This is a genomic window from Pontixanthobacter luteolus (genome assembly GCF_009828095.1).
Lineage (GTDB): Bacteria > Pseudomonadota > Alphaproteobacteria > Sphingomonadales > Sphingomonadaceae > Pontixanthobacter > Pontixanthobacter luteolus.
In genome coordinates, this window is record NZ_WTYP01000001.1 from 50,722 (window position 1) to 76,341 (window position 25,620).

Below are 25,620 nucleotides of genomic sequence, written 5' to 3' on the forward strand. Positions count from 1 at the left end.
GCCCCTGTGGCGGACAATCTGCCGCTCGGCCCGGCTGAGTTTGCTGCTCTGAATGGCGTAGAGGCTATAAGCCTCACGAGTGCTTCGCTGCAGCAGCCGGCGGCCGGGCGGCAAAGGCCGGGTGCGGATGCTGCGGAAACGGAAGCTGAACAAACGATCGAGGTGGAGCCGCCAGAGCCGCCGGCGGTCGACAATGAATCGATCGATGGGCGCAGGCGGCCCGGTTACAATGATCCGCTGCCTGACCTGGTGACGCAGGAGAACGAGGGCGCTTTCAGGGCACCCCCGCCAGAGGCGTTTCCGACGGACCAATTGCCGATCCCTGACCGCTGGAGATTGATCGAATCTCTGGGGCTGGTGACGGAAAAATGGTGGGACCCGTATAACCAGAACACCTACAAGGGCGATCGACCGATCAACCGTGACAAGGTTCCGTGGCTGCCGATCAAGGGCGATGACTGGTTCTTGGTCGCTAACGCAATCAGCGATACGGTGGTGGAGGCACGCACATTCCCGATCCCTGTCGGTGTCCAAACCACACAGGACCCGGACCGGCTCGACGTGTTCGGCGATCCTGCCAGCCTTGTTCTGTCGCAGACTTTCATCACCGGCTTCGCCTTGCTCAAGGGCAATACCGCGTACAAGCCGCCAGATGTCGAATACCGTGCGACGCTGGCCTTCAACGTAAACTATGTCGACGTGCCGGAACGCCGGGTGCTGTTCGTTGAGCCGACCAAGCCGACCCACCGGCTGGACCATTTCGTCGGCGTGCAGGAACTGTTTTTCGATTACCACATCCGCAACACTTCCGACCGGTACGATTTCGACAGTTTCCGCATCGGCATCCAGCCGTTTCAGGCGGATTTCCGCGGCTTTCTGTTTCAGGATCAGCAATTGGGGCTGCGCTTTTTCGGGACGCGGGACAATAATCGTTTCCAGTATAACGTCGCGGCGTTCTGGCGGCTTGAGAAAGACACCAATAGCGGGCTGAATGCGGTTACGCAGACACCGCGTGACGACTTCCTGTTTATCGCCAACGCATATCGGCAGGATTTCCTGATCCCTGCGCTGACCAGCCAGATCACGCTGGCATACAACCGCAACCGCGAAGCCGATGATGTTGAAATCGACGATAACGGGTTTCCTGTTCGACCCGCCTTGCTCGGCACCTTGCGAGGGCGCGAATATGATGTGCTTTATGTCGGATACAATGCCGATGGCCGCGTTGGCCGGATTAACCTGACGGCATCCGCCTATGGCGCGTTCGGCGAAGACCGGAACAGTTTCTTCACCGATCGGCCTGCCGATATTCGCGCCTTCTTCGCCGCAGCTGAGGCAAGCTATGATCGCGACTGGATGCGGTTCCGTCTGTCGGGTGCCTATGCCAGCGGCGATGGCGATCCTTATGACGACGTTGAAACAGGCTATGATGCGGTGTTCGAAAACCCGATCTTTGCCGGTGCCGACACGTCGTACTGGATCAGACAGACGATCCCCTTTGCTGGCGGGGGGCGCGCGATCAGCGTGAATGGCCGCAACGGTATTCTCAACTCCCTGCGCAGTTCGAAGGAACAGGGGCAGTCGAACTTCAACAATCCCGGCCTGATCCTGGCGGGTGCCGGGGCGGATTTCGACCTGACCCCAGAGTTTCGCCTGTCTGCAAATGCCAACCATCTATGGTTCGAAAACACCGCCACGATCGAAGCGCTGCGGAATGAAGGTTCGATCCCCAAGGACATCGGTTGGGACCTTTCGGCCGCAGCTATCTGGCGGCCAAAGGCAACACAGAACATCGTCCTGCGCCTGTCAGGTGCGGCGCTGCTATCGGGGGACGGCTTCGATGATCTGTTCGACCGGCTTGGCGATAGCGGCACCTATTATTCCCTGCTTGCAAATGTGGTGCTGACTTACTGATGCGTATTATCCGCCTTCTCGCCTTGTGGTCAGCGATCCTGTGTGCCGGGGCGGCGATGCTGCTGGGCGACCAGACATATGCCGCATCGGGTGAGAAACCGGTCAAACGCGATTACAGCCGGGTGACTGCGCCGCCTGCACCTGCCCGGCAGACGCTGGAAGAAATGATGGCCAAATCGGATGGCTGCTATTCCTGTCATGTGCAGACAGATGCGCCAACCATGCATGAAACCCCGGCTGTCCGGCTGGGCTGCGTCGATTGCCATGGCGGCGACCCAAGCGTGACTGGCAACAGCGAGCTGGCGCATGACGACCCCGCCTATATCGCGGCCCGCGAACTGGCGCATGTGCTGCCGAAATATCCAGAAAGCTGGCACTATCCGTCATCCGCCAATCCCAAGCGGACCTACACCTTGCTTAACAAGGAATCGCCCGAGTTCGTCCGTTTCGTGAACCCCAGCGATTACCGCGTCGCACGCGAAAGCTGCGGCGCCTGCCACATGGATGTGATTGAGGCGGGCGAACGTTCGATCATGGCGACCGGAGCGATGCTGTGGGGCGGTGCGTCGTATAATAACGGAATCGCCCCCTACAAGAATTACGTGTTTGGCGAAGCGTTTACCCGCGATGGCCAGCCGGCGAAGATACTTTCACCGGGTGCGCCCCCCGGTACGGTGACGGAGAACCAGCGCAAGCGCGGCGCGCTGGCGGAGATGTACCCGCTGCCGACATGGCAGGTTATTCCGCCGGGTGATGTTTTCCGCGTATTCGAGCGCGGCGGTCGCACCATCAATACCCAGTTCCCAGAGATCGGCCTGCCCAGCCCGACCGGCAGCATTCAGCGGCTGGAGGAGCCGGGACGTCCCGATATCAAGCAATCCAACCGGGGTATGGGAACGGGGCTGCGTGTCGCGATCCCGGTGCTCAATATTCACAAGACGCGGCTCAATGATCCTTTCATGTGGTACATGGGCACGAACGATCAGCCGGGCGACTATCGCCATTCAGGCTGCGCGGCGTGCCACGTGGTATATGCCAATGACCGGGAACCGAGACACAGCCTGACCTACGCCAAATACGGGCGTGACGGGCAGACGATTACCGTCGACCCGACGATCGCGAACAAACTGGAACCTGACCACGGCGATGGTCATGGCCATGATGGCGAAAGCGATGACAGCAGCGGCCATGGCGCTTTGAAACAGCCCGGGGATAATCACTCTGATGGTCACGGTGAAGATCAAAACGGGGACGATGCGCCGATGAAGGAGAAAGGGCATCCGCTGCGCCACGTCTTCACCCGTTCCATCCCCACGGCGCAATGCATGAATTGCCATATGCACCAGCCCAATATCTTCCTGAACTCTTATCTCGGCTACACGATGTGGGATTACGAATCCGACGCGCCAGCCATGTGGCCCAAGGAACAGAAATACCCGACGGCAGAGGAAGTCCGGAAGGTGCTGGACCGCAATCCAGAAGGTGCATCGCCCAAGGGCAAATGGGCGGACCTGGATTTTCTGCGGAATGTCTACGATCTCAACAAGGATCTGAACGACACCCAGTTCGCCGATTATCACGGCCATGGCTGGAATTTCCGCGGCATCTTCAAGCGGGACCGCGAGGGCAATCTGCTGGATGCAGAGGGGGAAATCGTCGCCAATGACGATCCCGAAAAGTGGCGCAAGGAAGGTGAAGGCAAGTTCGTTGAACCGGGCGTAAATCCGGGCAAGGCGGTGCACCTCATGTCGATCCATGCAGAGGTCGGGATGCAATGCGCGGACTGCCACTATGCGCAGGACAGCCATGGTAACGGAATGATTTATGGCGAGGTCGCCAATGCGATCGAGATCGGGTGCAAGGATTGCCACGGCACCGCCGATGCCTATCCCACCCTACGCACCAGCGGCCCGGCTGCACCGCCCAAAGGCAACAATCTGGCGCTGCTGCGTAACCCCGACGGTAAGCGCCGCTTTGAATGGTCGTGGGATAATATGGGGCGGCAAAAACTGATCCAGCGGTCCATCGTCGATCCGGAACTGGAATGGGAAGTCAGCCTGGTAAAAGACAGCGTCGACAACACCTCCCCGCATTTCAATGCCAAGTCTGCCCGGGCGAAGCTGATGGCCAAAACGGGTGCGGAAACGGGCAAGTTCGAATTTGGCGCCGGTATCGCGGCAGGTGACCGCGCGCATGAAGAAGGCGAGATGGCCTGTTTCACCTGTCACCTTAGCTGGACCACCAGTTGCGGTGGGTGCCATTTGCCGATCGAAGCGAACTGGAAGACAGAGGATCACCACTACGAAAACGGAACGACGCGTAACTTTGCGACCTACAACCCGCAGGTCGCGCGCGATCAGATGTTCCAGCTGGGCAAGCACCAGACGACCAAGGGCAATCAGGTTGCGCCGGTTCGTTCGACTTCAGCGTTGGTGCTTTCCTCGACCAACATCAACCGCGAACGGATTTACGTGCAGCAGCCGCCGGTTTCCGCGATCGGTTTCAGCTCTCAGGCGTTCGCGCCGCATTTCCCGCACACCGTCCGCACGACCGAGACGAAACAGTGTTCGGACTGCCACCTGTCCGAGGCTGACGACAACAATGCAATCATGGCGCAGCTGCTGCTGCTTGGCACGAATTACGTCAATTTTGTCGGCCTGAATGCGTGGACCGGGCTGGAAGGCGGGTTCGAGGCGGTGCGCGTGACTGAATGGGACGAACCGCAGGCAGTGCTCGGTTCCTATCTGCACAAATATGCCTATCCGGATTATTACAGGCAGTTCGTGGAGGACAACGAACGCGAACTGAAAGACTGGGTGCGCGGCAAGGCATTTGATGATGACCTTTCGGGGGAAACAAAGGCATTCGAAGAATTTGCCAATGTCCACGAGGGAACCGGCGACCGGGTCGGCTGCCTGCAATTGCGCGGGGAATACATGTATGTGGCAGAGGGCAAGGGCGGCTTCCGCGTCTATGATGTGGCCAGCATAGCCAATAAGGGCGTAAGCGAACGCATCATCACTGCGCCATTCAGTTCGCTCGGTCATGATACGATTGTCGACACCAAGAACGCGACCTGCATGGCGCTGCCAACCAATCAACCGATCAACCCGCTGCGCAACACACAGCAGATGCGCGATGAAAATGAAGAGCAGCCCTTCCTGCCGATCTACAATTATGCGGCCATCACCGACAGCGAAGAGGGGCTGATCCTCGTCAACGTCAACACGATGAATGACGGCGAATTTCGCAACAACAAGCTGAAGCGAGCGCTGACCTGGAATGAAGGCGGTGTGCTCGACGGTGCGCGGCACATCCAGCTGGCCGGTGAATTGGCCTTCATCACCGCGAAACGCGGGCTTGTGGTGATTGATCTGGCCGACCCGATGGCACCGCAAGTGGCTGCCGTGCGCGAGTTGACCGATGCCCGCTCATCCACGATCCAGTTCCGTTATTTGTGGGTTACCGATGCAGACGGTGTGAAGCTGTTCGATGTCACCAATATGCGCAATCCGGTGCCGCTGCCGCATGCGACGGTGCCGCTGGCCAATGCGCAGCGCGTCTATGTCGCGCGAACCTATGCCTATGTCGCGGCCAAGCAGGATGGGCTGGTGATCCTCGATGTTACGCGGCCCGAAGCGCCGTCGATCTACAAGCGCGAAACACTGGGCGGCACGCTCAACGATGCGGAGGATGTGATCGTCGGATCGACCAACGCCTCGCTATTCGCCTATGTTGCAGACGGCGTGAACGGGATGAAAGTGCTGCAATTGACCAGCCCCGACAGCCAGCCCAATTTTTACGGCTTCAGCCCCAAACCAATGCCCGAACTGATCGCTTGGGCGAAGACCAAATCGCCCGCCATTTCGCTCAGCAAAGGCCTCGATCGTGATCGCGCGGTGGACGAAACGGGCGGCCAAATGGCGGTGTTCGGCCGCCTCGGCTCGCGCCCCTTCACCCGCGCCGAAATGGAGCGCCTGTTCCTGACCAGCGGCGGCGTCCCGTGGAAGGTCAGCGACGAACCTGATATGAGCGCGTGGGTCGATGGACCGTTCAGGCGAGATGCGGTGATGCTGGGTGAGTGATGAGCCTCTCACGCGAGCCTTTCCCTGCGGACAAAGTAGTGATTGCCTTGCGTGTGGAAGCGGCAAAACTAGCTAGGAGAGGCTAGCCTACTCCCGCTCGGCGAACATCTCTCTAATCATACCTTGCAGGTTGGGATCGTACCGCGCCAGCACCATCCAGTCGCTGACCTTTTCGTAATGCGTCAGCAGTTCGCCGCCCGACCAGCGGTGGACCGCGTAGGTCGACGGTTCGGTGGTGATCAGATCGCGGTGGTCGGGATTTTCCGGGTCGATCGGGCGCAAATCCATTGCCACCAGCGGCGCGACCGAGGGGGTTACGCTCAGCGGGACGCCGCGGAAGGTTGTGGTGATCGGGCGGTGCAGATGGCCGCAATGGATTGCACGGATCTGGCTATGCCCCTCTATCGCCTCACCGAAGCGCAGCATCCATCCTTCGTCGGGTCCCGGGTCCATCCATCCGATGCCTGAGATGACCGGTGGGTGATGCATGAATATCAGGGTCGGCGTGTCAGGGTGCGCGTTAAGTTCTGCGCTTAACCATGCCGCGCGCTGTTCGCAGAAAGCACCACCGTGCCTCCCTATTTCCAGCGTATCGAGAAACAGGATGCGCAGCCCCTCTTGCTCGACCGCATATTGGATAAATCCGTTTTTATCGACCGGAGTATCGGGAAAGGCGTGCAGCAACCCCTCGCGCGTGTCGTGATTGCCAACGATCGAATAAATCGGAACCGGGCATTTTTCGAGCAGGGCTGCGGTCTTCTCGAAGCTCGCCTTGTCGCCGTGGTCGGTCAGATCGCCGGTCAGCACCAGCATATCGATCGCGTTCGGCCCTTCGAGCAATCGGTCCAGCGTCGCGCGAAAGCGAATCCGGTTCAGCTCCTCCGGCTTGGCGTCCGGATCGAAGCCGATATGGATATCGGTCATCTGCGCTATCAGCATTGCGATACGCTCAATTTCGCCCCCTCGTCCCCCACGCCTATTCAGCTCTCCGGCTGATCAGCGCAACGCGGTCTGTTGTGCCCTGCTTATCCTTCTCAGGCAATCCCGCGGGCGATGGGTGGTAGGAATGGCACATTGCGCAGCTTGATGGCACCTCCGCCTGCTTCGCCTTTTCCCCCAGATGGCAATCGCGACAGATTGCGATACCCGGCATCAGCAGGTCCTCCGAAGTCTTCGATGTCTCTGCTGCGTGGCAGGTCGTGCAATCCTCCTGCTCGTGCGCCTTGTGATCGAACCAGCCATTGATGATGTAGTGGTCCTGCAAATGCACAGGCATCACGTCCGGCTTACCGTCGGTGGTGGTCGGAATATGGCATTCGCCGCACACACCGTCGCTGGCCAATGCGCGGTTTACCGCGATGTATGACCGCGCCGGCCGCCCGAAATTCTGATAATACAGTCCGCCCCGCGCATATTCGCCGGGCCGCCTGCGACCGGTGGTGATGGGCCGCCTGGGTGCACGATCCATTGCGCGAAGATCGGCTTGCATTTGCGATACATCGCCGTGCCGCAGGGTCCGGAATGTGCTGCCGACCTTGTCGTAGACGAGGCTGTGGCAGCTCTCGCAATTCTCCTCCATACTGACCGGGAGGAAGCTCGATCTGTCCGCTGTCGGCGTGTGGCAATCCGAACAGGCCAGCGTGTCCCCATACCCCTGTTTGGCCCCGATATTGCCAGCCATCCGGGCTACACCGCCGCGCGGGTCCATATGCAGTTCGTGCGGAAATTTCAGGCCATGCTGTTCGCGCGGATTGTCGGCCAGAGACATGCGCTTTGTTTTGTCACTGCCAAGATCAGGGTGAAACACTGCCTTGAACTGCGGGTGAGCGTCACCGAAATCGGCGGCATTTTCCAGCTTGGTATCGGTCAGGCGGGTGTCCATCCCATCGTGGCATTCGGCGCAGAATTTCTGGGCTGTCGGCTCCATCCGTCCGGCACCTTCGTGTTCGGTGTGGCAGGTGGTGCATGATCCCGGGCCTTCCTTGCCGAACATGTCAGCAACCGCCCACTGGATTTCGTCGCCAGCCGACATCGGGCCGCGCCCGGTCAGCTGCCGGTCGATAGCGGCATGATCGCCGATGCTTTCGTGGCAGGTGAGGCAGGTTTCATCGCGAACGGATTCGAACGGTTCGACGTGGCAAGCCTCGCAATTGTTCTCCAGCCCGTGATGCGCCAGACTGAGCGCGCCAGTGCTCCAGCTGGCATCCATCGCAACCTGACCCTTGGAATCGTAGTCCGGCTCGACCCGGTCGCGGGTGAGGTGGCTGTATATCGGCACCATGAGGAACGCGATCAGGATCGCACCAAGGCCGATCCATGCCATGACGCGCTTCGATGGCAGGGCGGCCGCCAGCTCGAAGCCCGAGGCCTCCTCGCCAGCACCAGCCTGTTCTTCGATCTGGTTGATGGTGATGAGAACGGGGCCGTCCGGCTCTCTGGAAAATGAAAGCCGGTAACTGCCAAAACCCAGTTCACCGCCGCTGGCTGGATCGAAATTCGCGGCGGTCGACTTGCGCCCGTCATGGGTGAAGGCGAGTGTGCTGAGCGCGCCAGCCTCAATAGTTCCGGTCTCGGTCAGTTCCAGCCGGGCATGGTGTTGTTCGACCGCCAGGTCGGGCAGGTGAATATCGTTCTCGGCTGCACGGCCCACTGTAAGAACAGTGCCGTCAACCTGGCGGTCGCGAATGATCTCTCGCCCGCTCGAGGTGTAGTCAATGGTGCGGATCAGGAACCTGGTCATCGCCGCCTCACCAATAGTAGAACACGCTGATGACATGCGCCAACAGGGCGGCAATCAACGCGATTGTTGCTGGAATGTGGATGTAGAGCCAGACTTGCAAAAGCGCCTTGTAGCGCATCTGCCGGCGGATCTGGCTGAGCTGGGATTTGCGGCGGGATAGCAGCGAAGCAACCTTTTGTTCGGCTTTGTTCAGCGACCCTTCCGGGAATGCCCGCAAAGCCCGCGCCGTGGCGCAGCGCGGATAGCTGCCGGTCAGGCGGGCGAGGAGGCCGGCCTTGAAAACGTCCTGGTCCAGCGCGGCGATGACTGCATCGGATTCGCTTCTGCCAAGCGGCTGCGCTGCGGCTTCGAGCTGCCGGTCGATCGCCGCCAATGCTTCGATCATCTGGCCCCTAGTCATTTCCCGGCGATTGGTGCTGAGCGAACGGGGCAGGGCGGCGTAAACCGAGATGCCGTAAATGCCTGACACGATCACCAGCATCATCAGCGCCCAGGCAAGCGTGTGCACGTTCCAGCCTAGCTGGAAACCGGTGTGCATCGTGCCGACAACAATTAGCGCCAACCCCAGATAGACATGGGCGCTGGTCCATGCCTTCAGGCTCCACCGGCCATCGGTGATGTTGCGTTTGCGGATACCAAGCAGTGAGAGCCACACGATCAGCCCGGCACCGATCGTACCCAGCGTATATCCATACCAGCTGCCGCCATTGTGACGCGGTTCGACATCGACGAGGAAATAACTGACGATTACGATCAGGCAGATTGCGGACGAAACTTTCAGCCACCGCATCCGCGCATGAGAGAGGAAGCTTTCATGATCGGTATCACGGCGTTTTTCAGCGAATGCAAAGTCGACCTTGCTGGAATCTCTCGGCGTGGAGGCCATCAGTCGACGTCCTCCGCCAGCTTGGTGAAGGTCAGGAATTTTTCCGGAGCGACGCGAATGGCTGCGCCTGTCGGGCAGGCGCGAACGCAGGCGGGACCGCCTTCGATCCCGGCGCACATGTCGCATTTGATCGCGAGTTTTGCCTGCTCGAGACCGCGTTTTTCAGCAGTCGTTTTGCGCCAGCTGTAACTCGCTTCTCCCGGGCCGGGGCCAGCACCGAACAACAGCCAAGAAAACAGTGACGGCTTTTTCGGCGGCTTGGGGTCCATGCGGATCACGCCGTAAGGGCAATTGCGCTGGCAATTCCCGCAGCCAATGCAGGTGTCGTCGATGAATACTTCGCCGTCGGGGCCGCGCTTGATCGCATTTGGCGGGCAGTCGGCCATGCAATGCGGGTGTTCGCAGTGGCGGCATGACGTTGGCACGTGAATATGCGCGTAGGTGCGCCCTGCTTCGCGGTCGAGCCTGCTCAATCCTTCGTGGCTGTCGGCGCATGCTTTCTCGCAATTGTCGCAGCCCACGCACAGGGTCTCATCGATCAGGAGAACATCGGTTGCCTCGCCAATCCCGTTGTCGATCAGGAATTTTGCGGTTTCCGAATACATGTCGACAGCGCTGGAGAAGCTTTCCTTGCGTTCTTCGACGAAGGAATTGACCTTGCGGCGCGAAGCCATGTCAGCCTTCGCACGTTCACGCAGCTTGGGATTGCGGTCGAGCAGGCGGGTAAATGCTTCGCCCGGAAATTTCACCACTTCGGACTTGATCGCGGCCTTAACCGTAGCGGTGCGTTTGCTGTGGTCGATGACCGCCATTTCCCCGAAATAGGAGCCCGCCGGTAGGTAAGAGAGGAAGATCGGCTTGCCGCCCAGACTCTTCTCCACGATCATGGAGCCTTGCTGGATAACGTATATATCCTTGTCGTCGCCGCCTTCCTCGATAACGTTCTGACCCGCGCGTACTTCCACCGTTTCGGCAGACTGGACCAGTTCGGCCACGTCCTGCGATGTCAGGCCGGCGCCGAACATTTGCAGCAATTGGCGCTCGATCGTGATCTGGTTCACAGCCCGATTGGCGCTGGGCACGGTAGCCAGCAGTTTTAGCGCGGCATTGCGGGTGAGTTCCAGTGTCACGACAGGTTCCGCTGCACGGATTGTCGACCCGCGGCGGCGCCCCGATATCAGGCCGACCTCGCCAAAGATCGATCCTTGCTCAATCGGGACGGTGACAGATGGATCGTCTGGGTTAACCTCCACCAGAACGGACCCTTCGGCGATCGCGAACATTGAAGAGCCCGGATCGTTGCGGACGAAGATAATTTCGCCCGCGCTGAATGCGGCAACATCGCTGTCGAGCATCAATTCGCGCATCTGTAGCGGCGACAATTCGCGCAGGATGGTGATGTTGTTGCGGAAAATTTCCAGCCATTCGTCGACCGAACGATTGCCGGGCAGGGCAGCGAACTTGTCCGCCAGGATTGGCTCGTCAGCGGGTTTGAGTTCCTGATTGCCGTTCAGGAACTCGATAACATCGTACCCCTGATTCATGCAGTGTTTGATCAGCGGATACCCTGCCAGAGCCCCGATGACGTGGATGCCCGACTGGGTGGTTTCAAAACTCGGCGACAATTTCGGAAAAGCGCCGCGATCCTCTCCGGTAAATTCGATCCCGCATCCTTCGACGAACCCGCGGGGCGGCTGCGAACCGGTGCGTGCGATTATCCGGTCGCACTTTATGGTTTCCTGCCCGTCGCGGGTTTCCAGAACCAGTTCGTTTTCGCGCACCTCCGCAGGGCTGGTTTCGCGGCGCACGGAAATGCGGCCATCCTTCTCGGCTTCTTCCAGAAGCGCAACATTGGCGGCCTTGGCGCGGGCGAAATCTGCCCGCCGGTTCAAAATGGTAACAACATTGCGCTGTGCCGGATCGGCGGCAAGGCCGAGGGCGTTCTCGATCCCGGCATCGCCTGAACCAACCACGGTGATGTGTTCGTCGAAATACTCGCCCGGATCATCCAGCTGATACTGGATCAACGGCAAATCCGCGCCGGGGCAGCGCAATTTGTTGGGATTGCCCTGCGTGCCGATGGCCATGACTACGGCTTCGGCCTGAATTGTCTCTCCATCCTTCAGCTCGATCTGGAAGCTTCCGGTTTCGCCGGAAATGGCGGTAACTTCCGAATTGAGACGCACATTCACCTTGTTGTCGGCGATCTGAGTGTCCCATGTGTCGAGAATGAATTCGCGCTTGCCCGCGTCGAAGTCGATGTCGCTGCGCAGCACCAAGTTGCTGGGCGTCGCCATTACGTGCTTGCCCTTTTGGTATTTGTAGATCGTGTCGGAAAGGTGATCGGTCTTTTCGAGCAGGATGTGGCTCATGCCCAAGGCAGCCGCGCGCGCAGCGGCAGACAGGCCTGCGGGTCCGGATCCGACAATTGCTACGCGATACTGATCCGGCATCTTTCCCCCCGAATGACGCTCGCGACCCTAACTATGTTATGCGGGGATCATAGGCAAATCGCGACAAACCGCCAGAGCCAATTGCCGCTTATGCTCACCGATGCTAGCCAGTCCGCATGGCAGAACCAACTGACAGCGGGCAAAAGGCCGGCGGCATCTCTCGAATTGGACTGGTTGCGCTCGTCGTCGGGGCGATCATTGTGGCGGCGGCCGTCGGATACCGTGCGCTTGGTGAAGGCGAAGCAGACCAAGACGCGATCATCGCTGACGGCGGACCGGCCAGCATCGAACAGTTGAAAGCTGCGGCTGAAAAAGACCCGCTGAACGCCGGGGCGTGGCAGGAATTGGGCTTCGCCTATTACGAAACTGGCCAGTTTTCCGAAGCGGTCAGGGCGTATCGTCAGGCGGTAGAAGGCGATGACAAGAATGCCGTCCTGTGGTCCTCACTTGGTGAGGCGAGGCTGATGGCCAGCGAGACCAACCCCATGCCGTCTGCTGCAATCACCGCATTCGAAAAGGCAATAGCGCTGGACCCTACCGATGCCCGGGCGCGGTATTTCCTCGCCGTGCGCAAGGATCTGAGCGGTGATCATCAGGGGGCGATCAATGATTGGCTTGCCTTGCTGAAAGACACCCCGCCCGGCGCGCCGTGGGAGCAAAATTTGCGCCAAACGATCGAACAGGTCGGAAAAATCAACAACATCGCTACCGATACGCAGCTGGCGGCTGCCGACAGCGCGCGGCCCAAGGCCCCGCAGCTGACCGCAGGCAATGCCATCCCGGGCCCCTCGCGCGAACAGATCGCGGCGGCGGGCGCAATGGCCCCGGGTGAACAGCGCGAAATGGCGGAGGGGATGGTTGGTAGCCTGGCAGCAAAGCTACGCGCAAATCCGGCAAACCCGGATGGATGGGTCATGCTAATGCGCAGCCGGATGACACTGGGTCAGCCGGATCAGGCGGCACAGGCGCTGAAAGATGCGATTGCGGCCAATCCGGGCGAGGCCGAGCGGCTGACGCGCGAAGCAGCCGCTCTGGGCGTGCCCAACTGAATTTCGCCGCTAGGGTGTATCGTTCTGCTTGCTGGCTTCCGGCTTCGCTGGCTCCAGCACGATGCGTATCTGCTGCAGCGAAAGGATTGCCACCCAGAAACCGATCACGGCCACTGCGCTTGATCCCAGCATGGCAAAAGCCGCGCCTTTCACGCCCTGCCAGTTCATCGCGGATTCGAGCAACGCAAACGCCACCGCCATCGGGATCGCCCTGACAATGAACGCCGTGCCTGCATTGCCCGCACTAACCAGCAGCGATTCCAGGCTCGCCCCGACCAGTTCGATCGCCCCGGCAATCGCCAGAATAACCATCGCCCAGTAAAACGCGCCGAAATCTTCGCCGGCCACTGTTTCAAGGCCCCAACGGCCGAACATCAGCGCAAACAGAACGGCAGCGACACCGGCGATCAAAGCGATATTGGCCATCTTTCGGGCCATTTCGACTGCATCGTCTTTCGCATGGACCAGTTCGGGATAAATCGCCTTTGACACCGTCTGCGCCAGTTGGACGAGTGCCTGACCCAGCTGCGATGCAACCCGGAAGCCCCCTGCAAACGCTTCACCGCCAATTGCGCCGACCAGCAGGATCATCACCTGCTTTCCGGCCACGATCAGGCTGCCCGACATATTGGTGGACAGTACGAAACGCCATGCATCGGAATGGTCCCGCGGGATCCGGCGCAGGCTGATCCGGGACAGGTCGATCCGCTCCATCCGGGCGGCGGCAATCCACAGTGCCAGCGCGATAGCCACCTCCGAAGCTGCCCAGGCGAGAATGAACCCGGTCACGGTCGGCATGAAGAACACGGCAAGCAATGCACCGATCGTTCTCACGATTGGCTGGACGGCTTCTGCCGCTGTTGCGCGGGCAAACTGGAACCGCAAGCGCAGCAGGCCGGTAGGGGTGGTGCGAATGGCAAGCAGGGACACCACGCAATAGCCGAAGGTCAGCCACAGCAATTCGCTGGGCAAAGGCAGCCAAAGCTGCGCGGTATAGACGAGCACAGCCGCAATCACCGTTCCGGCCGCCACCGAAAGCATATCCAGCGCGATGGCAAATCCGGTTGCATCCGCCGGGCCATCCTTTCCGGCGCCCCATCGGACCACGAACTGCCATGTCTGGAAATTGGCAATGCCGGTCACCGTCTGACCCAGCGCGACGATGATTGCGAAAAAGCCGAAGCCATCAAGGCCCAGCGTCCGCGTCGCCAGCGCGAGGTAAACCAGGCTCAGAACGGCGTTCAAACCGCGTCCGGTCAGAAGCCAGCCGATGTTCTGTATGAGCCGTTTCATGGGTTCGTGCCGGCCAGCCTGATCAGGCGGCGGCACCTTCTTTTTTGGCCAGCAGCCGTTCGGTCACGTCGAAAGTGCGCTGGTTGTCCACGTCGATGGCGAATTCGCCGTTCGACATCACGATCGGGCACATCTTGAAGCCGAACCGCTTGGAAACCTGCTCGAAAATCTTTTCCTTGGTGCCCCAGCCGAAATAGAACCGGATCAGGTTCATGATCCCGAATGCCTGCGCGATGCGCTTGGGGAATTTCACGAATTGGCCGCCATTGCGCATGATTTCCGCAGCGGAGAGCGCCTCTCGCGAACCCATCCAGTAGGTGTTGCAGTTGGAATATCCGCCATCGCGGAATTCGTAGAATTTCTTCTGCCCTTCCGGGTCGGCGGCGCGGACATCTTCCTTGCGGGCCAGCGCGGCAGCAGCGCCTGCTTCTGCGGCCAGTGCCTTGTCGATAAACTCGGCATATCCGTCGCTGGTCACCAGGCAATTGTCCGCCGTGGTGATCATAATCGGGAACTGAGCATCGTCGGCACCGGAAAACACGCTATCAACCAGATTGAACGCGCCGGGCCGCATCACCAGCCGGCCTTCTGCAATCAATTTGGCAACCGTTGGCAATTGCTCGATCTCGTCGGGCTCATGGGCGACGATACGGATTTCGCCGATCCGGTCGCATCCGGCGACTTCGCGGACAACGCGCTCCACCATCGGGACGCCGCGCACGGGAACTACGCATTTCTGCGCAACGCCTGCATTTGCAGCAAGGGGGTCGAGAACGCCGGAACGCTTGCCGGCCATTATGAGTGCAGTTACTTTCACGGTTTGGTCCCTAGTGTCTGGTGCATATTGCGCAAGTCTTGCCATAGTTGGGGATGGAAGGCACGGCTGGCCAGATATGCGGATAATTTTCAGCAGAAAAGGTTTCGACAGCGCGGCTGGCGGCGGACCATCGCCGATTGTTGGCGGCAGGCCGATCAGCTTGCCGATCCCGAGCGGCGGCCATTCGGCGACGACCTATGCCGATCTGAGGCTTGGCGAACTGGCCGGGGCGGCAAGCCGGGGCAAGGTTTCGCCTGCCGACTACTGTCATCATGATCCCATGTTTCGCAGCGATGGCGTGTGCCTGTTCGGCCAATGCGGCGCAGCGCAAACCCATCTTGCCAATCAGGGTGTAGGTATCGGCGACGTGTTCGTGTTTTTCGGGCTGTTCCGCGAAGGTAAATCGGGAGAGCCGCATCACCGAATATTCGGATATCAGAGGATCGAGAAGGTCGTCGATCTGCCCGCTTGCGGCGAAGCGCAGCGGGCCGAATTTGCCGAAATGGGCCACCCGCACGCGCTTGGGCTTCATGCGAAGAATGATGTGATTTACGTGGGCGATGGCAGGACCGCTGGATCGGCCGGCGATGATCTCAGGCTGACGGTAGCGGGCGGCCCGCCCAGCCTGTGGAACCGGCCCGCATGGCTGCGGCGCGGGGAACTGACCTATCATGACCGCGCTGATCGCTGGTTACGCGGCCAGCGGCTTAGGAGCGTTGCGCGGGGGCAGGAATTTGTCGCCGATATCGGCCGCCGCTGCGCCCCGCGCGAATGGCTGGATCAGATTATCTCGGCAATCAGTAAGTCTTGATGATCGACGAGAAATCGAGCGCCCCGTTTCCGGCACCGCTGTAATCTTCGTAAAGCGATGCGGCCCTTGAACTCAGCGGAACGGCGCTGTCGGAATTTTCCGCCGCCTCCATCGCCAGACGCAAATCCTTCAGCATCAGCGCTGTGGCAAACCCGCCCTGATAATCATTGTCAGCCGGGCTTTGCGCACCGACACCGGGCAGTGGGGTATAGGTGTTGAGTGACCAGTTCGAACCCGAGGATTGCGAGCTGATCTCATAGAACTTCTGCGGGTCGAGGCCGAGTTTTTCCGCCATTTTCATGGCTTCGCAGGTACCGATCATATGAACCGCCAGCAGCATGTTGTTGCAGATTTTTGCGGTTTGGCCTGCACCGGCATCGCCTGCGCGGATCACGGCCTTACCCATGCCCTGCAGGATCGGCTCTGCGCGGGCGAACGCGCTTTCGGTGCCGCCAACCATAAACGTCAACGTGCCGCCATTGGCTGCCGCAATCCCGCCGGAAACGGGCGCATCGACCATTTCGTATCCCGACTTGGTCGCGGCTTCGGTCACTTCCTTCGCGGTGGCAACATCGATGGTCGAACAATCAAGCAGGATTGCGCCCGCTGGTGCATGACCGATCACATCGTTTTCATAGACCGCCTTCACGATACCGCCATTTGGCAGCATGGAGACCACAGCCTCGACGTCCTGAACGGCTTCTTTCAGGTCGTGAAACACTTCGCAGCCCGCGTCCTTCGCTGCGCTGCGCGCCTGTTCGGCAAGATCGAATGCGTTGACCTGATGCCCGGCCTTCACGAGGTTCGCGGCCATGCCGCCGCCCATATTTCCGAGGCCGATAAATGCGATTTTCATGTCACTCTCCCAGAAGTGAAAGCACCGCTAGTCCACCAAGGATCATCAACGGGCCAAAAATTAACATCAGGACTGGCTGGACGTATGCTGCAAACCGGTCCCAATTATTGCGGGGCAGCGGCTCTTCTTCACCGCCTGCCTTGAGTATTGCCGCTTCGATTAGACTGATACGCTCTTCGCGGCGATGCTTCCAACCGGTTGCCCCAAGCCAGACGAAAAGCAGGCCGAACAGCAGCAGGCCAAGACTTTTGAGGATTATCTCCCAGTCCACTTGCCTTCACGCTTTTCAACGAAGGCTGCCATGCCCTCTTTCTTGTCTTCACTCGCGGCTAGAATCTGGAACAGGCGGCGCTCCTGAACGATGCCCTGTTCGAGCGTCATTTCGTAAGCCGAGTTGACCATTTCCTTGTTCGCGATCGCAGCCATTGGCGGCATCGATGCGATGAGCGCGGCGGTTTTCTTTGCTTCGGTCATCAACTCGTCATGCGGCACGACTTTTGCGACCAGATTGCTGCGTTCTGCCTCTTCTGCGCCCATCATGCGGCCCGTCAGGCACATTTCCATCGCTTTCGACTTGCCGACTGCGCGGGTGAGGCGCTGGCTGCCGCCCATGCCGGGGGCCACACCCAGCTTGATCTCGGGCTGGCCGAATTTCGCGTTGTCGCTGGCGATGATGAAATCGGCCATCATCGCAAGCTCGCACCCGCCGCCCAGTGCAAAGCCGTTGACCGCTGCAATCCACGGTTTACGCGTGGTTTTCACGATCTCGCTGGTCCACCGGCTGAAGAAATCGTCGAGATAGAAATCGGCGGCTGCCTTGTCCGACATTTCCTTGATGTCGGCACCTGCGGCAAATGCCTTGTCGCCCGACCCGGTGATGATCGCACACAGCTGGCTGTCATCGGCCTGATACGCGGCGAAGGCTTTGATCAGTTCCTCCAGAACAACGCTGGAAAGCGCATTCAACGCTTTCGGCCGGTTGAGCGTGATGATGGTGACGGCACCGTCAGTTTCGGTGAGTATGGTTTCGTAGCTCGCGCTGGTGTCGGTCATAGTGGTTTCCATTCTTCATCGGCGGGGAGAGGGGCAAAGATGCTGTCCAGCAATTCCTCGCTCACTTCCTCCGGGGTCGCCGGGGTCCATCTGGGATCGTGCGTCTTGTCCACGATCACGGCGCGCACGCCTTCGGCAAAATCGGGACGCAGCAATACGCGCGAACCGATGCGGTATTCCATCCGCATATTGTCTTCAAAACTATCTAGTTTCGCGCTTTCCGCCAGCTGCCGAAGGGCGACTTTCAGCGTTTGCGGGCTCTTTGTGCCTAGTGTGTCGCGTTCCTTGGCCGCCCATTCGCTGCCGTTGTTTTCTACATCAGCTTCCAGACTGGCGAGGATGTCTTCCAGCCGATCCGATGCGAAATGCTTCGCGATCCTGTCTGCATTTTCCTCGATACGTGCTTTGGGCGGGCTGCCTGGCATCTCCGCCAGCACGCCGGAAATCCGCCCAGGCTTTTCAATGATCCGCGCCTTCGCATCGGCGAGCATTTCGCTCGGCAAGTAATGCGTTGCGAGTCCGGCCCACAGACATTCAGCCCCGTCGAGCCGTGCACCGGTGAGCGCGAGGAATTGCCCAAGGCGGCCGCCAAGCCGCGACAGGTGCCAGCCGCCGCCAACATCGGGGAACAGGCCAATGCCCGTCTCTGGCATCGCAAACCGCGTGTTCTCGGTCGCGACACGGAATTTCGCGGGCAGGGCAATCCCGACGCCGCCGCCCATGGTGATGCCGTCCATGAACGCCACGATTGGTTTCGGATAGGTCATCATCTGGTGATTCAGCTGATACTCGTCATGGAAGAATTGCCGGCCTTTCACACCGCCATCTTCCAGCGCCGATTTCCGCAGCAGGTTGATATCGCCGCCGGCACAGAAACCGCGCCCCTCGGCATGATCGAGGATAACCGCCTCGATCGCATCGTCATCTGCCCATTTGGCCAATGCGGCGCTCATCGCGTGGCACATGTCCAGCGTCAGTGCGTGGATTGCCTTCGGACGGTTGAGCGAGATGTGGCCGACCCGGCCATGGGTGTGGATCAAAATATCGTCTGTCACGATGCAGCTTTCTTTGGTTCTATCAGGTCCCATCGGTTTCCGAACGGGTCACTGAAAACGGCCACTTTGCCATATGCTTCATGGCGCGGCTCTTCATGGAATAATACGCCCTTTGCCACAAAAGCGGCATGGGATGCAGCGAAATCATCGGTGTGCAAAAAGAACCCGACGCGCCCGCCGGCCTGATTTCCGATGGCCTCTCGCTGGCGGTCGCTGGACGCCGCCGCAAGCAGCAGACGGCCGCCCGAACCGGGCGCGGCCACGACCCAGCGCTTGCCGCCGCCCAGATCAATGTCTTCCGCCAGTTCGAACCCCAGCGTTCCGCAATAGAAATCGATGCCGGCATCATAATCCGGCACCACGATCGCGGTCATGTCGAAATGCAGGCTTGGCACGAATGGTTACTGGCGCAGCAAGTCGCGGCCAACGATCATTCGCATCACCTGGTTTGTGCCTTCCAGAATCGAATGCACGCGCAGATCGCGCCAGAAGCGTTCGATCGGGTATTCACGCAGATAGCCATAGCCGCCGAAAAGCTGCAGCGCATTGTTTACCACATTGCTGCCGCTGTCGGTCGCAAGCCGTTTGGCCATCGCGGAAAAGCGCGATTTGTCCGGCGCATTGTCGGTCACCTTGGCTGCGGCGAGATACAGCAAGGCCCGTGCAGCCTCCAGTTCGGTCGCCATGTCTGCGAGCATGAACTGGGTGTTCTGGAAATCGGCGATCGGTTGCCCGAACTGCTGGCGTTCCTTGGTGTATCCAATCGCCTCGTCGAGGCAGCGCTGCGCACCGCCCAGCGAACAGGCGCCGATGTTAAGGCGCCCGCCATCAAGACCCATCATTGCGAAACGGAAGCCTTCGCCTTCGTCGCCGACGCGGTTGGATACCGGAACGCGACAATCTTCGAAAATCAGCTGCGCGGTCGGGCTCGCATTCCAACCCAGTTTCTTTTCAGGTTTGCCAAAACTGAGGCCCGGCGTGTCCTTGTCCACCACCAGGCAGGTAATGCCCTTAGACTTGTGCTCACCCGTGCGCACCATCACGACATAGACATCGTTGAAACCGCTGCCGGAAATGAACTGTTTTGTACCGTTCAGCACATAATGGTCGCCGTCGAGTGTGGCGGCAGCTTTCAGGCCCGCAGCATCGGACCCGCTGCCGGGCTCGGTCAGGGCATAGCTGGCAATCTTGTCGAGCGTGACGAGGTCGGGGAGGTATTTCTCCTTGAGCGCAGCAGATCCAAACTGGTCGATCATCCATGCGGCCATGTTGTGGATGGAGATGTAGGCGCTGGTTGCCGGGCAGCCGTAAGCCATTGCCTCCATGATCAAGGCGGCTTCCAGCCGGCCTAGCGCAATGCCGCCCGATTCTTCGGACACGTAAATCGCGCCGAAGCCGAGTTCACCGGTCCGCTGGATCACATCACGCGGGAAGTGATGGTTCTCGTCCCACTCCGCAGCGAAGGGTGTGATGTTGTCGGCGGTGAAACGCTGCGCCATTTCCTGGATCGCAAGCTGGTCTTCATTGAGTTGGAATTGGTTTGTCATGACCGCGCCCCTAGCACCTGTGAACGACCGGTTGAAGGGCGATCAGCGGGCCAGAGAGAGTTTGTTCCCCGGGGTCTGTCCGAACAAGTTGGCAAAAAGAAAATGGCTGACGCGGATTGCCCGTGCCAGCCATTTCCTCGGTCAACGAACTGCGTAGCAGCTCGATGCCCCCTGTCTTTAACAGAGCCTGTCAGTCAGCCAAGCGGCAGTGACGATATGAACGGTACTGCCCGCCCGGCGTCGCGGTTTCAGTGGTTGTGCATTCATAGTTGCCGATCATCGAATCCTCGCGGAAATTGAACGCGGTGTCGATTTCCTGACCCGGCTGAAGCGTACCCTTGTCGCGGTAGACTTGGTAAACCAGCACGCCGTCCTGATTGCGCTTGTTCGTGATCTTTGCATCGCAGTTTGCGTCCAGCTGATAAGGCTGGTCTACTGCGCCGCGCACGATGCAATTGTCGTTGCGGATCTGCTCAGCAGCATTCACCGGCTTGTTTTCCGGTGCTGCGGAAAGCGGTGCGGCCATGATTGCGGCTGCGCCGGCGGCGAGTAATACATATTTACGCATATTAAAGTCCTCCCAAGTTTCAGTTCGCGCCCTCTGCGACCAGTTTGAGGCGAGGTGTCCCACAAAGTGGATGCCCGCTGTCTAAGGCTGAGTCGGCCAGGGTGATTGGACAAATGCGTCTTTTCAAAAAGGCAGCAGAACGGCTGCCAAAACGGTGCGTGCTTTGCCCAAGGTTGCAGGCAAGCAAAAGGGCCAGCCCAGCCATCGCCGCGCCGACCCTTTCCAATTCTTATACAACCGTATTGTCGTTACCGGCGAGATGCCGGGGATGCGGTTATTCGCCCAGACGGCAGTGGCGGAAAGAGCTGGTTTTACCGCTCGGTTGTGCCGTTTCGACCAGCTTGCACTCATAGTCTCCGATCATGAATTCTTCTCGGTTCACGAAAGCTGTATCGATTTCCTGGCCCGGTTGCAGAGTGCCCTTGTCGCGGTAGGCCTGATAGATCAGTCGCCCGTCCTTGTTGCGTTTTACGACGTATGTTGCCTCGCATTCCTGGTCGGCCTGAAATGGTTGGTCAAGCGTGCCGCGCACGATGCATCCCGTCACCTGCGTTTGCGTTGCGGCGTGGATGGGTTTGTTATCCGGTGCAGCTGAAACGCTGCTGGCAATCGCGGCTACAAGCGATCCAGTTGCCAAAAGTGTGAGTGTGCGCATGATATGTCCCCTCAATTCTACATTCGCGGCCTCTACCCACAAGGCTGAGTGCTGATGGCACGCAGCTTGTCGGCATGATGGAACTAGCTGCGCTCAAACTTCACTGATTGGACGAATACGTCTTTTCAGCCTCAGTGCTCGACGACTGCTTCAGCCTCGATTTCAACCAGCCATTCGGGGCGGCACAGGGCGGCCACACCCATCATGGTGGCGGCTGGGCGAGCGGCACCAAAGAAGTGCGAATGAACTTCGCCCACTTCGGCCTGTTGATCGATATCGGTCAGCAGCATTCGCGTGCGCACGACATCAGCGGCGGTTCCGCCAAGGTTTTCGATAGCTTTCACGATCAGCGCGCAGCAGCGTTCCGCCTGTTCGGCCGCTCCGCCTTCGGTTGTTTCGCCGTCATCCTCGATAGGGCCGGTGCCCGCGACGATGATGCGATCCGCGCCGTGGCCGGGAATGCGGATGGCCCGGCAAAATCCGAACTGATCCTCGAACGGAGAACCCGATGATGTGCGCGTCCGGTTTTGCATCAGGCAGGGCAGCGCTTGCGCGGGTATTCGTCTTTCACCTTGGGCTTCGTGCCATCGCTCACGCTCAGCGTTTCACCGTCGGCGGACAGTGACAGGCGGGAGACCTGCACCCATTGTTCACCTTCGCCCTCCATCACCAGATCGACCAGCGCATCGCTGCCTTCCGAACCAACACCGGCAACCAGACCGAGAGATTCGTAATACAGAATCTGCCGAGGTTTGATTTCCATTCGCATGTCGGACGCCGGATTGCAGGTTCCGCCAACATAATCCCATACGCCTTGGAAATGCGCCGGAATATTGCCTGCCAATTCGTCAAGCGGGGGTGCGCCGTCGCCGATCCCGCCATCGGGTTCGACCGGAATTGCCTGATCGGGTTCGATCGTCGTCACAGGCTCGGTCGGTTCGCCGCCGCGGTCGCAGGCTGCGAGCAGTGCGACCATGGCGAGAGGGATCAGGCGTCGGCGCATAATGGTTACCCCATGGTTGGAATGACAAAGGCGTTGGACCCGTCGCCGCCGCCGTCTGGCCAGCGCTGAGTGACCTTCTTGGCCTTGGTCCAGAATTTCAGGCCTTCCATGCCATATTGATCGATGTCGCCAAAGCCGCTGCGTTTCCACCCGCCGAAGCTGTGGTAGCTGACCGGGACGGGAATTGGCACGTTGATGCCAACCATCCCGACATTCACGCGGCTGGCAAACTCGCGGGCCGCGTGGCCGTTGCGGGTGAAGATGGCCACGCCGTTGCCGTATTGATGCTCGCTCGGCAGGCGGACTGCGTCTTCAAAGTCCCGCGCCCGTACGATCTGCAGCACCGGCCCGAAGATTTCTTCCTTGTAGCTTTCCATGTCCGTTGTGACCCGGTCGAGCAGGGTCGGGCCGACAAAGAAACCGTCCTCGTGGCCCTGCAGGGAGAACCCGCGTCCGTCGATCACGACTTCGGCGCCTTCCTTTTCCGCCGTATCGATCCAGCCTTCGACGCGCGCCTTATGTTCCGGTGTGACGACTGGGCCGTAATGCGCGTCGGGATCGTTGGAAACGCCCACGCGCAAGGCGTTGATCGCCGGAATCAGTTTTTCGCGAAGCCGGTCTGCGGTGTCTTCGCCAACCGGGACAACAACCGGCAGCGCCATGCAGCGTTCGCCCGCTGATCCGAAAGCTGCGCCCGCCAGATCGTTGACGACCTGGTCCAGATCCGCATCGGGCATCACGATACCGTGGTTTTTCGCGCCGCCGAATGCTTGTACGCGCTTCGCATTGGCGGCTCCGCGCTGGTAGATGTACTGCGCGATGTCGGATGATCCGACGAAGCTGATCGCCGGAATATCCGGGTGGTCGAGGATCGCATCCACCATTTCCTTGTCGCCGTGCACCACCTGCAACAGCCCTTCTGGCGCGCCGGCTTCCACGAACAGTTCTGCCAGACGAACGGGCACGCTCGGGTCGCGTTCGCTGGGCTTCAGGATGAATGCGTTGCCCACCGCGATCGCCATGCCGAACATCCACATCGGGATCATGGCAGGGAAGTTGAACGGGGTGATGCCCGCACAAATACCCAGCGGCTGGCGCATCGAATAAACATCGATGCCCGGGCCTGCGCCCTGGGTATATTCACCCTTCAGCGCCTGGGGGATGCCGCAAGCGAATTCGATGACTTCAAGCCCGCGCTGCACGTCGCCATGCGCGTCATCCACCACCTTGCCGTGTTCGCTGGAGAGCAGTTCGGCCAATTCCTGTTTGTGCAGTTCGACCAGCCGTTTGAATTCGAACATCACGCGGGCACGTTTCTGCGGATTGGTCGCGGCCCATTCAGGCTGCACTTTCTTCGCTTCTGCAACCGCCTTTTCCAAAAGCGTCGCATCGCCCAAGCCGACTTCGGCCTGCACTTCGCCGGTCGACGGGTTCCAGATTTTGTGTGTGCGGCCGGTGCTGGTGCCAGCTCCGCCTGCAATGAAGTGATCAACCTGACGCATCGCGCATCTCCTGCAAAGTCTTTTGAATTATTGTTGCGCGCTCCATAGCGCGTTCAAGCTGCCAATGCGACCCCGCAGATATGCATTCAGCGTATCTGCGGATGCGCCTAGCTGACCTGTGCCATCATCGCTGCGCACAGGATCGCGCCGTATGTGCCCACGGCATAACCCAGCACCGCCAGCAGCACCCCGACCGGTGCCAGGGCGGGATGGAATGCCGCTGCAACCACGGGGGCGGATGCTGCCCCGCCGACATTCGCCTTGCTGCCTACAGCGACAAAGAAGAACGGCGCGCGGATGATCCGGGCGACTGTCAGCAGCAGGATCGTGTGGATCAGCATCCAGATCAGTCCGATGACCATGAATGAAGGCGCATCGGCGATTTTCAGAATGTTCATCTTGGTGCCAATTACCGCCACCAGCAGGAAGATGAACACGGTGCCGAATTTGCTTGCCCCGACCCCTTCGAGGTTGCGCGCTTTGGTAAAGCTGGCCGCCAGCCCGAGCGTTGTGGAAATCACCACCACCCAGAAGAAGCTGCTCGCGAGTGTCGCATCCTCTCCCCACAATCCGGCGAAAAAGCTGCCCAGTGCCGATCCGCCCAGATGGCACAGCCCGACCACAGCAAAAGTCGCGCCGAACAGCAGCACGTAGTCATTTGCGCTGGCCACGCGTTCGACCGAAGCGGTGTAACTGGCCATCTTGTCGCGCAGCGCATCGATCGACGAACTGTCCGCCTTGAGCCAACCGTCGACCCGCTTACTGTCACCGGCACCGTAAAGCAGGAACGCCATCCAGATATTGGCGACGATAATGTCGACGGCGATCAGCGCGGAGTAATTCTCGATATTGTAGCCATAAACTTCCAGCATCGCGGTCTGGTTGGCGCCCCCGCCGATCCAGCTACCCGCCAGGGTGGCAAGCCCGCGCCATGCCGCATCTGCTCCGCTGCCGACGATAGCAGGATCGAACTGAGCGACGATCCACAGCGCAATCGGTCCCCCGATCACGATGCCGATGGTGGCGGTGAAGAACATGATTAGCGCCTTGGGACCCAGCCCGAGGATACCCCGCATATCGATGCTAAGTGTCATCAGGAACAACGCGGCGGGCAGGAAATAATCCTTCGCAATTGGCCACAGATTGCTGTCATCGACATTGATCAGGCCGAAGGTCACCATCAGCGACGGAACGAGATAACAGACCAGGATGATCGGCACGAAGGTGTAGAATTTCTGCCAACCCTCACGGTCGCGCGTGAAAAACACAAAGGCAAGCACTGCCGCCAGCAGGCCGAGGATCACCCGGTCGTCCGTAATCATTGAAATCGCTC

22 protein-coding genes are annotated in these 25,620 nt (G+C 59.7%); 4 read left to right on the forward strand and 18 right to left on the reverse strand.

The annotated features are described in order from the left end of the window. The first annotated feature begins 156 nt into the window (after nucleotides 1–156). Entirely contained in the window at nucleotides 157–1,914 is a 1,758-nt protein-coding gene (locus GRI43_RS00175; protein WP_420849991.1) for a hypothetical protein, read from the forward strand. Next, nucleotides 1,914–5,999 (forward strand): hypothetical protein, encoded by a 4,086-nt coding sequence (locus tag GRI43_RS00180; RefSeq protein ID WP_160729118.1) that lies wholly within the window; start codon nucleotides 1,914–1,916, stop codon nucleotides 5,997–5,999. Before GRI43_RS00175 ends, GRI43_RS00180 begins: the two co-directional genes overlap by 1 nt. An 87-nt stretch (nucleotides 6,000–6,086) precedes the next feature. On the opposite strand, the gene GRI43_RS00185 is transcribed toward GRI43_RS00180, so the two are convergent. From GRI43_RS00185 to GRI43_RS00200, 4 genes are read right to left on the reverse strand one after another with little or no spacing between them, the layout of a single operon-like run. Then, nucleotides 6,087–6,938 (reverse strand): metallophosphoesterase, encoded by an 852-nt coding sequence (locus GRI43_RS00185; RefSeq protein WP_202391556.1) that lies wholly within the window; start codon nucleotides 6,936–6,938, stop codon nucleotides 6,087–6,089. Between the two features lie 37 nt (nucleotides 6,939–6,975). Further along, nucleotides 6,976–8,739, reverse strand: coding sequence for a cytochrome c3 family protein (locus tag GRI43_RS00190; RefSeq protein ID WP_160729119.1), 1,764 nt, complete (start codon nucleotides 8,737–8,739; stop codon nucleotides 6,976–6,978). Nucleotides 8,740–8,746: 7 nt separating this feature from the next. Beyond that, complete coding sequence (locus GRI43_RS00195; RefSeq protein WP_160729120.1) at nucleotides 8,747–9,625, reverse strand: hypothetical protein; 879 nt, start codon at nucleotides 9,623–9,625, stop codon at nucleotides 8,747–8,749. Beyond that, on the reverse strand, nucleotides 9,625–12,078 hold the full coding sequence (locus GRI43_RS00200; protein ID WP_160729121.1) for an NAD(P)-binding domain-containing protein: 2,454 nt from the start codon (nucleotides 12,076–12,078) through the stop codon (nucleotides 9,625–9,627). Before GRI43_RS00200 ends, GRI43_RS00195 begins: the two co-directional genes overlap by 1 nt. Before the next feature lie 116 nt (nucleotides 12,079–12,194). On the opposite strand from GRI43_RS00200, the gene GRI43_RS00205 reads away from it, so the two are divergent. Next, a complete protein-coding gene (locus GRI43_RS00205; protein ID WP_160729122.1) occupies nucleotides 12,195–13,127 on the forward strand; it encodes a tetratricopeptide repeat protein in 933 nt (310 codons plus the stop codon). A 9-nt stretch (nucleotides 13,128–13,136) separates the two neighbouring features. On the opposite strand, the gene GRI43_RS00210 is transcribed toward GRI43_RS00205, so the two are convergent. Beyond that, entirely contained in the window at nucleotides 13,137–14,420 is a 1,284-nt protein-coding gene (locus tag GRI43_RS00210) for a lipopolysaccharide biosynthesis protein (protein ID WP_160729123.1), read from the reverse strand. A 22-nt stretch (nucleotides 14,421–14,442) separates the two neighbouring features. Further along, complete coding sequence (locus GRI43_RS00215) at nucleotides 14,443–15,237, reverse strand: NTP transferase domain-containing protein (protein WP_338089985.1); 795 nt, start codon at nucleotides 15,235–15,237, stop codon at nucleotides 14,443–14,445. A gap of 76 nt (nucleotides 15,238–15,313) precedes the next feature. On the opposite strand from GRI43_RS00215, the gene GRI43_RS00220 reads away from it, so the two are divergent. Then, nucleotides 15,314–16,048, forward strand: a complete 735-nt coding sequence (locus GRI43_RS00220) for an Nmad3 family putative nucleotide modification protein (RefSeq protein WP_160729125.1) — start codon at nucleotides 15,314–15,316, stop codon at nucleotides 16,046–16,048. Here the strand turns inward: GRI43_RS00220 and mmsB are convergent. From mmsB to GRI43_RS00275, 12 genes are all read right to left on the reverse strand, one after another. Then, nucleotides 16,035–16,904: a 3-hydroxyisobutyrate dehydrogenase gene (gene mmsB, locus GRI43_RS00225; RefSeq protein WP_160729126.1), complete on the reverse strand. Its 870-nt coding sequence runs from the start codon at nucleotides 16,902–16,904 to the stop codon at nucleotides 16,035–16,037. The two genes, GRI43_RS00220 and mmsB, sit on opposite strands and share 14 nt — an antisense overlap. Before the next feature lies 1 nt (nucleotide 16,905). After that, nucleotides 16,906–17,175, reverse strand: coding sequence for a hypothetical protein (locus GRI43_RS00230; RefSeq protein ID WP_160729127.1), 270 nt, complete (start codon nucleotides 17,173–17,175; stop codon nucleotides 16,906–16,908). Beyond that, on the reverse strand, nucleotides 17,160–17,957 hold the full coding sequence (locus tag GRI43_RS00235; RefSeq protein WP_160729128.1) for an enoyl-CoA hydratase-related protein: 798 nt from the start codon (nucleotides 17,955–17,957) through the stop codon (nucleotides 17,160–17,162). The genes GRI43_RS00230 and GRI43_RS00235 overlap by 16 nt, the downstream gene beginning before the upstream one ends. Then, nucleotides 17,954–19,012, reverse strand: a complete 1,059-nt coding sequence (locus GRI43_RS00240) for a 3-hydroxyisobutyryl-CoA hydrolase (RefSeq protein WP_160729129.1) — start codon at nucleotides 19,010–19,012, stop codon at nucleotides 17,954–17,956. Before GRI43_RS00240 ends, GRI43_RS00235 begins: the two co-directional genes overlap by 4 nt. Next, complete coding sequence (locus GRI43_RS00245; protein WP_333908169.1) at nucleotides 19,009–19,407, reverse strand: VOC family protein; 399 nt, start codon at nucleotides 19,405–19,407, stop codon at nucleotides 19,009–19,011. Before GRI43_RS00245 ends, GRI43_RS00240 begins: the two co-directional genes overlap by 4 nt. A gap of 6 nt (nucleotides 19,408–19,413) precedes the next feature. Further along, a complete protein-coding gene (locus tag GRI43_RS00250; protein WP_160729130.1) occupies nucleotides 19,414–20,559 on the reverse strand; it encodes an acyl-CoA dehydrogenase family protein in 1,146 nt (381 codons plus the stop codon). A gap of 190 nt (nucleotides 20,560–20,749) precedes the next feature. Then, on the reverse strand, nucleotides 20,750–21,127 hold the full coding sequence (locus GRI43_RS00255; protein WP_160729131.1) for a hypothetical protein: 378 nt from the start codon (nucleotides 21,125–21,127) through the stop codon (nucleotides 20,750–20,752). Between the two features lie 274 nt (nucleotides 21,128–21,401). After that, nucleotides 21,402–21,782, reverse strand: a complete 381-nt coding sequence (locus tag GRI43_RS00260) for a hypothetical protein (RefSeq protein ID WP_160729132.1) — start codon at nucleotides 21,780–21,782, stop codon at nucleotides 21,402–21,404. 131 nt (nucleotides 21,783–21,913) lie between these two features. After that, nucleotides 21,914–22,315 carry a RidA family protein gene (locus GRI43_RS00265; RefSeq protein WP_160729133.1) on the reverse strand — a complete coding sequence of 134 codons (402 nt, stop codon included), beginning with the start codon at nucleotides 22,313–22,315 and terminating at the stop codon, nucleotides 21,914–21,916. Further along, nucleotides 22,315–22,785: a hypothetical protein gene (locus GRI43_RS13820; protein WP_202391558.1), complete on the reverse strand. Its 471-nt coding sequence runs from the start codon at nucleotides 22,783–22,785 to the stop codon at nucleotides 22,315–22,317. Before GRI43_RS13820 ends, GRI43_RS00265 begins: the two co-directional genes overlap by 1 nt. 5 nt (nucleotides 22,786–22,790) lie before the next feature. Beyond that, the gene (locus tag GRI43_RS00270) at nucleotides 22,791–24,287 is read right to left on the reverse strand and encodes a CoA-acylating methylmalonate-semialdehyde dehydrogenase (RefSeq protein ID WP_160729134.1); all 1,497 of its coding nucleotides are present in this window, start codon (nucleotides 24,285–24,287) and stop codon (nucleotides 22,791–22,793) included. A 107-nt stretch (nucleotides 24,288–24,394) separates the two neighbouring features. Next, nucleotides 24,395–25,609, reverse strand: coding sequence for a DUF819 family protein (locus GRI43_RS00275; protein ID WP_160729135.1), 1,215 nt, complete (start codon nucleotides 25,607–25,609; stop codon nucleotides 24,395–24,397). Nucleotides 25,610–25,620: the final 11 nt, after the last annotated feature.